Annotated in this window: 12 protein-coding genes; 1 reads left to right on the top strand and 11 read right to left on the bottom strand. The window is 73.1% G+C overall.

What is annotated here, in order from left to right:
- Positions 1-189: 189 nt before the first annotated feature.
- The gene (locus ABEB16_RS16920) at positions 190-585 is read right to left on the bottom strand and encodes a CopG family transcriptional regulator (RefSeq protein WP_345713396.1); all 396 of its coding nucleotides are present in this window, start codon (positions 583-585) and stop codon (positions 190-192) included.
- 97 nt (positions 586-682) lie between these two features.
- Here ABEB16_RS16920 and ABEB16_RS16915 point away from each other — a divergent pair, with 97 nt between their 5' ends.
- Positions 683-1,390 (top strand): NADPH-dependent F420 reductase, encoded by a 708-nt coding sequence (locus tag ABEB16_RS16915; protein WP_345713395.1) that lies wholly within the window; start codon positions 683-685, stop codon positions 1,388-1,390.
- A gap of 66 nt (positions 1,391-1,456) precedes the next feature.
- Here the strand turns inward: ABEB16_RS16915 and ABEB16_RS16910 are convergent, their stop codons facing one another.
- The 10 genes from ABEB16_RS16910 to ureG form a co-directional block, all read right to left on the bottom strand.
- Positions 1,457-2,131: a helix-turn-helix domain-containing protein gene (locus ABEB16_RS16910; protein ID WP_425560236.1), complete on the bottom strand. Its 675-nt coding sequence runs from the start codon at positions 2,129-2,131 to the stop codon at positions 1,457-1,459.
- A gap of 81 nt (positions 2,132-2,212) precedes the next feature.
- Positions 2,213-2,905, bottom strand: coding sequence for an ATP-binding cassette domain-containing protein (locus ABEB16_RS16905; RefSeq protein ID WP_345713393.1), 693 nt, complete (start codon positions 2,903-2,905; stop codon positions 2,213-2,215).
- The gene (urtD, locus tag ABEB16_RS16900; protein WP_425560234.1) at positions 2,905-3,744 is read right to left on the bottom strand and encodes an urea ABC transporter ATP-binding protein UrtD; all 840 of its coding nucleotides are present in this window, start codon (positions 3,742-3,744) and stop codon (positions 2,905-2,907) included. Before urtD ends, ABEB16_RS16905 begins: the two co-directional genes overlap by 1 nt.
- Complete coding sequence (gene urtC / locus ABEB16_RS16895; protein WP_345713391.1) at positions 3,744-4,880, bottom strand: urea ABC transporter permease subunit UrtC; 1,137 nt, start codon at positions 4,878-4,880, stop codon at positions 3,744-3,746. The genes urtD and urtC overlap by 1 nt, the downstream gene beginning before the upstream one ends.
- Positions 4,877-5,761, bottom strand: a complete 885-nt coding sequence (urtB, locus tag ABEB16_RS16890; protein WP_345713390.1) for an urea ABC transporter permease subunit UrtB — start codon at positions 5,759-5,761, stop codon at positions 4,877-4,879. The genes urtC and urtB overlap by 4 nt, the downstream gene beginning before the upstream one ends.
- A gap of 25 nt (positions 5,762-5,786) precedes the next feature.
- A complete protein-coding gene (gene urtA, locus ABEB16_RS16885) occupies positions 5,787-7,046 on the bottom strand; it encodes an urea ABC transporter substrate-binding protein (protein WP_345713389.1) in 1,260 nt (419 codons plus the stop codon).
- A gap of 133 nt (positions 7,047-7,179) precedes the next feature.
- Complete coding sequence (locus ABEB16_RS16880) at positions 7,180-7,869, bottom strand: urease accessory protein UreF (protein ID WP_345713388.1); 690 nt, start codon at positions 7,867-7,869, stop codon at positions 7,180-7,182.
- The gene (locus ABEB16_RS16875) at positions 7,862-8,356 is read right to left on the bottom strand and encodes an urease accessory protein UreE (protein WP_345713387.1); all 495 of its coding nucleotides are present in this window, start codon (positions 8,354-8,356) and stop codon (positions 7,862-7,864) included. Before ABEB16_RS16875 ends, ABEB16_RS16880 begins: the two co-directional genes overlap by 8 nt.
- Before the next feature lies 1 nt (position 8,357).
- The gene (locus tag ABEB16_RS16870) at positions 8,358-9,200 is read right to left on the bottom strand and encodes an urease accessory protein UreD (protein ID WP_345713386.1); all 843 of its coding nucleotides are present in this window, start codon (positions 9,198-9,200) and stop codon (positions 8,358-8,360) included.
- Positions 9,197-9,790 (bottom strand): urease accessory protein UreG (gene ureG, locus ABEB16_RS16865; protein ID WP_345713385.1); only part of this gene is annotated, 594 nt, incomplete at its 5' end. The genes ureG and ABEB16_RS16870, both read right to left, overlap by 4 nt.

Here is a 9,790-nt window from a genome sequence, read left to right as displayed (position 1 = left end):
CGCCTCGTCCAACCGCCCGGCGCGGACGAGCCGCAGCGCTTCGGGCATGCCTGTGGTGCGGTTGTCGTCCATGGGAGGACCCCTCTGGGGGAACGTCGGACCTCGGCGCCGGCCGGACGGCCGTGCCGTGCTGGGTTTCCGTCGTGCGCCGCCCGCGGGCGGCGCCGGGTGGTTCGGCTGGTTCAGGTGTCAGGTGGTCCGGGGGGCGAGGGCGGCCTTGACCGCGCGAGGCGCCCGGAAGGCGCCGAGGACCTCCACCGACGCGATGGTCGCCAGCGCCAGCTCGGGGCTGACGTCGTCGGCGACGGTGGCCAGGCCCAGGACGCGCAGCTCGATCTGCCGTCCGGCCCCGCGCAGCGCCTCGAGCTCGCGGCGGCTGACGTGCCGCGTGCCGAGCGTCAGCGCCCTGCGTTCGACGGTGTCGTCCACCGCCGAGGCGCGGCTGTCGAGCTGGCGGCGGATGGCCGTGCGGATGAAGTCGGTGCGGTTGGCGTAGAAACCTTCGTCGACCAGCAGGTCGATCTGCCCGAGGTCGACCAGACCCAGGTTGATGGTGATCTTCTCGCTCTTCTCGATCTCGGCCATCGAGCGCTCCTTCCATCCGAGAACCAGGCTACCACCATCCAGCGGGATGGTGGAGGCTGCGGGAAGAGGAATCCGGCGGCGCACGTTGCCGCAGGGCATGACGACGATCGGGTTCATCGGCAGCGGGCACATCGGCAGCACGGTCGCCCGCCTGGCGGTCGCCGCCGGGCACGAGGTGGTCCTCAGCAACAGCCGCGGACCGCAGACGCTGGCGGACCTCGTCGCAGACCTGGGCCCGCGCGCCCGGGCGGCGACACCGGAGGGGGCCGCAGCGGCCGGCGACCTGGTCGTGCTGACGATCCCGCTGCACGCCCACCGGACGGTGCCCGCCGAACCCCTGCGCGGCAAGGTCGTCCTCGACACCAGCAACTACTACCCCCAGCGCGACGGCCACGTCGCGGAGCTCGACGACGGGTCGACCACCGTGAGCGAGCTCGTCCGGGCCCACCTGCCCGGCGCACGCGTGGTGAAGGTCTTCAACAACATCAACTTCGCCCACCTGGGGGAACTGGCCCGCCCCGGCGGGCACCCCGAGCGCTCGCCCCTCGCCGTCGCCGGGGACGACGACAGCGCCAAGCAGGACGTGGCCGGGTTCCTGGACTCCATCGGCTACGACACCCTCGACGTGGGTCCGCTCGCCGAGGGGTGGCGCTTCGAGCGCGACACCCCCGCCTACGGCCTGCCGTACATGGACCCGCGGTACGCCGGGGGGTCGCCGGACGGCGGCCTCGGGCCGGGGGTCCCCACGACGGCCGACGCCCTGCGCGAGGCGCTCGCCGCGGCGGTGCGACACCGGGGCGCCTGACCCGCCGCGACGGGCGGCCGGCGGACGGGGGTCCCGGTTCCCGCGGTCCGCTCCTCGCGCGCGGCGTCAGCCCGCGTGGTCCCCGTACGCGGTGACCGACAGGAACTTCGCCGGCAGGCTGACGAGTTCCTCCGGTCCGTGGGCACCCTCCCCGTCGAACTGCAGCGCGTCGCCGGGACGCATGGCGTACCGCGACTCCCCGTGCCCGTAGACCATCTCCCCCTCCAGCATGAACAGCAGCTCGGTGCCGGGGTGCTGGAAGAGCGGGAATACCTCGCTGGCCTCGGTGAGGGTGACGAGGACGGCCTCCATCCGCTTGTGGGGACCGCGCAGGGCGCCCAGCAGCTCGTACAGGTGCCCCTCGCGGGAACCGCGACGGACGATCCGAGCACCGTGGCCGGCGGGCACGTAGACGGCCTCCCGCTCGGTGTCGACGCCGCGGAAGAGGGCCGTGACCGGTACCTGCAGGCCGGCGGCCAGCCGGGCGAGGGTCGTGAGGCTGCACGACGTCTGCGCGTTCTCGATCTTGGAGAGCATCGCCTTGGAGATGCCCACGCGATCGGCCATCTCCCCCACCGACACCCCCGCGGCGACGCGGTAGGCGCGCACCTGGGCTGCGATGGTCCGCTCCAGGTCGCCCTCCCGGGGCCCGGCGGTCTCGCGGGAGACCTCCCGGGCCGGGGACCCGGTGCCGACCGGGTAGTCGGAAGCCTCGTCCTGTTCGCCGCTCACACGCCACATCATGCCGGTGCTTCCTCCCCGGGACCGCCCTGCCGGGGGCCGGCCCGCCTCGTGCCGGCCCCCACTGTCCGCCGCAGCGGTTTAGATGACCATCGCGGCGCGGACGTCGAGCTCCGCCCCGGCTTGCGCGGTACCGCTGCGCAGCACCCGGCCCGAGGCGAGAACGTGGTACGTGCCCGCCGTTCGCAGGGCGAAACCGACGTGTTGCTCGACGAGCAGCACCCCAAGTCCGCGCCGGCCGGACAGGTCCACGACGACGCGCTCGATCTCGGCCACCACGTTCGGCTGGATGCCTTCCGTCGGCTCGTCGAGCAGAAGTACCCGCGGCTCGGTGATGAGCGCCCGGGCGATCGCCAGCTGTTGGCGCTGGCCACCGGAGAGCAGACCCGCGCGACGCCCCAGGACGGGCACCAGCGCCGGGAAGGTGTCCAGGGCCTCGGCGACCAGCGCGCGCCCGCGCCTGCGGCCGTCGGCGACCACCTGCAAGTTCTCCGCGGCTGTCAGCTGGCCGAACGACTGCTGCCCCTGCGGGACGTACGCCACCCCGCGTGCCACCCGGGCACTGGGACGCAGCCGGCTTACGTCCTCCCCGTCGAGCAGCACGCGCCCGGTCGTCACCGGGCGCAGCCCGAGGGCGGTGCGCAGCAGCGTCGACTTGCCCGCGCCGTTGTGGCCCAGCACCGCCGTCAGGCCTCGTTCCGGCACAGTCAGCGACACGCCGTGCACCACCTCCGTGCGTCCGTAGCCGGCGTGCACGTCGACCAGCTCGAGCATCAGCGCACCTCCCTGGTCCCACGCTGGGCCGGCGGCCGGGCGGCCCCGGCGGTCGTGCCCAGATAGACCTCCTGCACCGCCGGGTCCGCCTGCACCTGGGCGACCGTGCCCTCCGAGAGGACCCTGCCCTGCGCGAGGACCGTCACCGAGGTGGCGAACCGGCGCATGAAGTCCATGTCGTGCTCGACCACCACGACCGTGCGCCGCGCCCCGACCGCCCGCAGCAGCTCCCCGGTGCGCTCGCGCTCGTCGTGGCTCATGCCGGCGACCGGCTCGTCCAGGAGCAGCACGTCGCAGTTCTGCACGAGCAGCATGCCGATCTCCAGCCACTGCTTCTGGCCGTGGGACAAGGTGCCGGCGGGTCGCTCGAGGTGCGCCGCCAACCCGATCGTGTCCAGCGCCTCCTCGATCACGGGCAGCACACCCCTCCTGCGGCGCAGCAGGCTCAGAGCCGGGCGCCCCGCACCGGCGGCGACGTCGAGGTTTTGCAGGACGCTCAGCTGCTCGAACACGCTCGCGGTCTGGAACGTCCGGCCTACCCCGAGCCGGGCGATCTGGTGGGGCTTCCTTCCCAGGAGCCTGACGCCCGACTTCGCCACCAGCCCGGTCGCGGGGACGAGCCCGGTGATGGCATCGATCACGGTGGTCTTGCCCGCCCCGTTAGGCCCGATGAGGAAGCGCAGGTCACCCTGCACGAGCGTGAGGTCGACGCCTGCGACGGCGGTGAAGCCGTCGAACGTCACCGTAAGCCCCTGGACCTCCAGGTACTCCGCCGACATCCCAGGCCCGCCATCGCGTGCGCGCCCGGTGGTCACGGTCCGCGCCGACGCGCCATCCATCAGGATCTCCTCTCCGCGAACACGGCAGCACCCGCTCCATCGCCCGCCCCGTCGCCTGGAGCATCCCCGGGGATGCGGCACCCCCTGCCCCGGCTCCCGCGCCGACGCGGGACTGGGATGCCCAGCCCCGCCAGCCCGGCGGGGAGAAAGCCGATGACCACGATGAACAGCAGCCCCTGTGCGTAGGTCCACAGGGACGGCAACTGCTCGGACAGGGCCGTCTGGGCCCAGGCCACGCCGACCGCGCCGAGGACAGGGCCCAGCAGGGTGGTCCGCCCGCCGATCGCCACCCCGACGAGGAAGGAGAGCGACGGGACGACCCCGACGTCGTTCGGTGACACGATGCCGACGATCGGCACGAACAGCGCGCCCGCCAGGCCGGCGAGGAAGGCAGCGACGACGTACGCGACCACCTTTACGTTGGCCGGGTCGTACCCCAGGAATCGCACCCGCTCCTCCTGGTCGCGGACCGCGGTGAGCAGCTCCCCATAGCGGGAGCGCCCGAGCTGCCTGACGAGCGCCACCGCAGCGATCAGGACGCCCGCCGCGATGCAGAACAGCATCCTCGTGTTGACGGGATCGTTGAGGTTGTAGCCGAAGAAGGTGCGGAACCGGTTGAGACCGTTCGACCCACCGGTGGTCTGCTGCCCCACGAGGAGGATGGCGAAGGCCGCCGCCAGCGCCTGGCTGAGGATCGCGAAGTAGGCGCCCTTCACGCGCCGCTTGAACACCCCCAGGCCGAGGACCGCGGCCACCAGGGCCGGCAGCAGGAGGACGGCCAGCACCGTGACCACCGGGCTGGCGAACGGCACCCAGTATGCCGGCAGCTCCCGCACGCCGGCGATCGCCATGAACGATGGGACGGCGTCCCCCACCAGGCGCGCGTCGGCGATCTGCAGGTGCATGGCCATGACGTAGGCCCCGATGCCGAAGAACACCCCCTGCCCGAGCGTGAGCATCCCGCCCCGCCCCCAGGCCAGCCCGATGCCGACCGCCACGAGGGCGTAGCAGAGGTACCTGCCCAGCTGACCGAGGCGGAAGTCGCTCAGCACGGCCGGGGCCAGGACGAGGAGCACCAGGGCGGCGAGGGCGAAACCGCCCCAGACCCGGATCCGGGCCGCGGTCGGCGCGCTCACGCCAGCCCCCTCGTCCGGACGGCGAACAGGCCCTGCGGGCGGACCTGGAGGAACACCACGATGAGCAGGAAGACCAGGACCTTGGCGATCGATGCGGTCGTGGAGTACTCGATGAAGGAGTTGAGGACGCCGAGCGCCGTCGCAGCGATCACGGCGCCCTTGATCTGCCCGAGCCCGCCGACGACCACGACGAGGAACGCGTCGACGAGGTAGCTCTGCCCCACGGTGGAGCTGGTGGAGCCGATGAGGGTCAGCGCCACCCCGGCGACCCCGGCGAGGCCGGAGCCGAGGAAGAACGTGGCGAGGTCGGTGCGGCGGCTGGAGATCCCGCTGGCCTCGGCGAGCTCCCGGTGCTGCACGACCGCGCGCACGCGCCGGCCGAAGGGGGTGGAGCGCAGCACCAGGGACAGCAGGACCACGACGAGCACCGCGAGGACGAGGATGAACAGGCGGCTGCGGGGCACGACCGTCCCGGCCACCTCGATCCCTCCGGAGAGCCACGCCGGCGTCACGACGTTGACCGCCGGGGCGCCGAACACGTCGCGGGCCGCTTGCTGCAGGAGCAGGCCGACGCCGAAGGTGACCAGCAGGGTGTCGAGGGGCCGGTGGTACATGCGGCGGATCAGCGTCGTCTCCAGCACGACGCCCATGAGCCCGCCGACGAGGAAGCCCACCGCGAGCGAGAGCAGGAGCGTGGCCCCGGAGACGGGGAGGACCTGCTGCACGACGAAGGCGGTGTAGGACCCGGCCATGATGAACTCCCCGTGCGCCATGTTGATGACGCCCATCTGACCGAAGGTCAGGGAGAGCCCGAGCGCGGCGAGCAGCAGGATCGACCCGGTGCTCAACCCCGTGAACAACTGGGAGACGACGACGTCCACGGCGTTCCCCGTTCCCGGGCGGCCCTCAGCCCGCCGAGCGCAGGTCGGCGGCCCAGGGGTAGCTCTCCAGGTACGGGTCCGGCTCGATGGGCGCCTCGGACTGCCAGACCTGGTGGATGAGGCCGTCCTCGCGGATCTCACCGATGCGGGCCGTCTTGGTGACGTGGTGGTTCTCACCGTCCACCGTGACGCTGCCCTCGGGGGTGGTGACGGTCACGCCGTCCGCCGCGTCCTGCACCGCCTGCACGTCGAAGGAGCCGGCCTTCTCCACCATGGCCTTCCACAGCATGACCCCGGTGTAGGCAGCCTCCATCGGGTCGGAGGTGACCCGCTCGGCGCCGTAGGCGGCCTTGAAGCGCTCGACGAAGGCGGTGTTCTCCGGGGTGTCCAGGGTCTGGTAGTAGTTCCAGGAGGTGAGCTGCCCGACGAGGTTCTGCGCCCCGATGGCCCGGACCTCCTCCTCCCCCACGCACATGGAGATGACCGGCATGTCCGCGGCGGTGAGGCCCGCGTTGGCGTACTCGCGGAAGAAGGCCACCAGGGAGTCGCCCACGACGACGTTGAAGACGGCGTCGGCGTCCGCGGCGCGCACCTTGTTGACGATGGTCGAGAAGTCGGTGGACCCCAGCGGGGTGTAGTCCTCCCCCAGCACCTCCATGCCGTTCGCCTCGGCGTAGGCCTTCACGATGGCGTTGGAGGTGCGCGGGAACACGTAGTCGCTGCCCACGAGGTAGAGCGAGCGGACGCCCTGCTCCTTGAGGTAGTCCAGGGCGGGGATGATCTGCTGGTTCGTCGTCGCCCCGGAGTAGAAGATGTTCTCCGAGTCCTCCAGGCCCTCGTACTGCTGCCCGTAGTAGAGGAGCGCGTCGTTGTCCTCGAAGACGGGCAGCATGGCCTTGCGGCTGGCGGAGGTGTAACCGCCGAAGACGGCGGCGACGCAGTCGTCGTCGATGAGCTTCTCCGCCTTCTCCGCGAAGACGGTCGGCTCAGAGGCGCCGTCCTCGGCGACGAGCTCCAGCTGCTTGCCCAGGACGCCGCCGGAGGCGTTGACCTCGTCCACGGCCATCACGATGGCGTCGCGGATGACCGTCTCGTTGATGGCCGTGGCGCCGGAGAGCGAGTTGACGGCACCGACCTTGACGGTGTCCCCGGAGGTGTCGACGCAGGAGGCGGCGGCCGGGGTCGCCGAGGTGTCCTGGGCACGGCTGCCGCAGCCGGCGAGCAGGGAGCCGGTCGCGGCGAGGAGGAGCGGGACGGCGACGGCGCGGGTGCGGTTGCGGGTCATGGTGTGGCCTCTCTGGTTCGTCGTCCGCCGCGGGCGTGGCGGCCTCGCGCCCCGGCGGGGGCGGCGGGATGCCCGGTGCGGTGGGTGCCCGGTGGAACGGGTGTCCGGTGGAACGGGTGTCCGGTGGAACGGGTCAGGTGGTGAAGAGGCGGGCGGTGCTGCGCTCGTGGCGCATGGAGAAGATCTCCAGCTCCGGCCCGGAGGAGCCGAGGTCGTGCAGGACCGTGGTGGCCGAGCGCTCGGCCACCTCCAGCAGGAAGGGGCCGTCCTCGAAGAGGGCGCGCTGCGCGGCGATCGGGCCGAGCCGACCCAGCCGGACCGCCGCCGAGAGGAGGCCGGCGTGCGCCGAGCGCAGGAACCCCAGCACCGCGTCGGTCCGGCCGACGCCCAGGTCCCGCAGCACGGCACCCTCGACGACGGCCTGGTTGCCCTCGGCGCGGCCACCGGTGACGGCCAGGAGGAACTCCTGGCGCAGCGCCGACCCGAACACCCGCAGCGCGGTCGCGGCGAGCTGCCGGCCGCAGGCCTGCGACGCCGTCCTGGCCGACGCGCTGGTCTTGTGGGCGGTGAGGAGGCGGTCGAGGTCGTGCAGGTCGTCGGCGCCGGTGGCGTCCCAGGCGTGGGCGAGCACCACCGCGTCCAGCGGTCCGACGAGCGCCCCGACGTGGGTGCGCGCCAGGGCTGCGACGTCGTCCGCGCCGGCGGAGCGGTGGTGGTCCAGCCACGCCTCCACCCCGTTGGAGTGCACGAACCGCCCGGAGGGGAACGTGCCGTCCTGCAGCTGCAGCCAGGAGAGCCGGGCCGTGGTGGACCCGTCAGTCATGCCGGTGCTCGCCGTGGTGGTCGGCGGAGGTGTTGGACCACCCGTGGGCCGCCAGCGGGACGCGGTCGACCCGGCCGGCGAGCCCGAGGTCGTGGAAGGCCCGCTCGGCCACCTCGGGGCTGGTCAGCAGCGGGGTGCGCACCTCCTCGGCCGAGACCTCCAGCGGCGCGTGCCGGTTGCCCAGCGCGTACCCGAGCAGCAGGGCCCTCCTGACCGCCGCCGGGCCGGTGTTGTCGGCGAACTGCAGGACCAGCGCGTCCTGCGGTGGGCGCTCCACGGCGACGACGGTCCCGCCGTCGACGCCCAGGACGCTGCCGTCGGCGAGGAAGGACCCGCGGGGCAGGAGGAGGGTGATCTCCCGCCCCTCGCGGCTGCGCAGCCGCTGGCGGTGCTTGCCGGCGTCCCCCCAGGGGACCGTCACGGGGTCGACCCGCAGGCCGCTGAAGGCGGGGTCGCCGGTCGAGCCCAGGATGGCCGTCGCTTCCATGTCACATCCTCACGGTGGGGCGGTCTCGGAGCAGGAGGGTCCGGCGCGCGCAGCCCCACAGGGCGAGCAGCGCGGCGTTGATCGCGGGGGCGCGCCGGGCGAGCAGGCGTGCGGCAAGTCCCGCGCCGGAGGGCAGCGTGCTCACCGCCCCGAGGACGCCGGGGGCGCGGAGCAGCTCCTCGTGCAGCCCGGCCGCCAGGTCCGCGCAGGGGGCGCCGGGGGTGACGACGAAGAACGTCGCCAGGTAGTCGCGGCCGGCGAGGGCGCCCGGGGCGAGGACGTCGGACCCGCCCGGTCGCAGGTCCACGACGTCGCGGGCCGCCAGGGCGCCGCCGCTGTACACCTCGGTGACCGAGCGGAAGCGCGTGTAGGCGAAGCGCTCGCCGGAGCCGATCCGGCCGGCGGCGACGGAGTCCCAGCCCACGAAGGTGCCGCCCTCGGCCACGTCCACCCGCACGAGCTGGTCGTGCTCGGAACCGGCGTGGGGGATGACGACTTTGGGCAGGTGCTCCAGCAGCGCCCCGGGTGCCACGGTGAATTCGTACCGGTGGGAGCTGGCGCCGGCGTAGACCTGCGTGGCCGACTGCCCGGTCAGGTGCAGCCGGCTGCCGCCCCGCGTGAGCACCCGCGTCCGCAGCCGGTCGCCGGGGAAGCTGCCACCGGTCGGGTTCTGGCTGCAGAGGAACGCCATCCCGCGGTCGGCCTCGTCCAGGTACATCGGCGCGGTGACGCGCTGGGGGAACTGCTGGGTGAGGGCTGCGACCCTGGTGCGCCCGTCGGGGGCGCGCAGCACGTCGATGTCCAGCAGGCTCTCCGGCGGGCCCTGCGGCAGGGTGGCCGTCACGTGACGGCCGCCGGGGTGAGGACGGCCCCGTGGAGCAGGGTTTCCAGCAGCACGTCGAGCCCCCGGCCGCTGCGAAGGTCGGTGAACACGGTGGGCCGGTCCGGCCGGGCCAGGGCGGCGTCGGACCGCATCCGGTCCAGGTCGGCCCCCACCATGGGCGCCAGGTCGATCTTGTTGATGACGAGCAGGTCGGCCTGCAGCATGCCGATCCCCCGCTTGCGGGGGATGTCGTCGCCGGCGGCCGTGTCGATGACGAAGATCCAGTAGTCCACCAGGTCGGACGTGAACGTCGCTGCGAGGTTGTCCCCGCCGGACTCGATGAGGACCACCTCCAAGCCCTCGAAGCGGCGCTCCAGCTCGGCCACCGCGCTCAGGTTCGCCGAGGGGTCTTCCCGGATGGCGGTGTGCGGGCAGGCTCCCGTCTCCACCGCCAGGACCCGGGCGGGGTCGATGAGGCCGCTGCGCCGGACGCGCTGGGCGTCCTCGTCCGTGACGAGGTCGTTGGTGATGACCGCCACGTCGAGCCCGGCGCCCGCCAGCAGGGGCAGCAGGCGCTCGACGAGCCGCGTCTTGCCCGACCCGACGGGGCC

This window comes from Kineococcus glutinatus (assembly GCF_039542765.1).
GTDB classification, from domain to species: Bacteria; Actinomycetota; Actinomycetes; order Actinomycetales; family Kineococcaceae; genus Kineococcus_A; species Kineococcus_A glutinatus.
The sequence above is the reverse complement of the archived record's forward strand: the minus strand, read 5'-3'. Positions and strand labels throughout refer to the sequence as shown.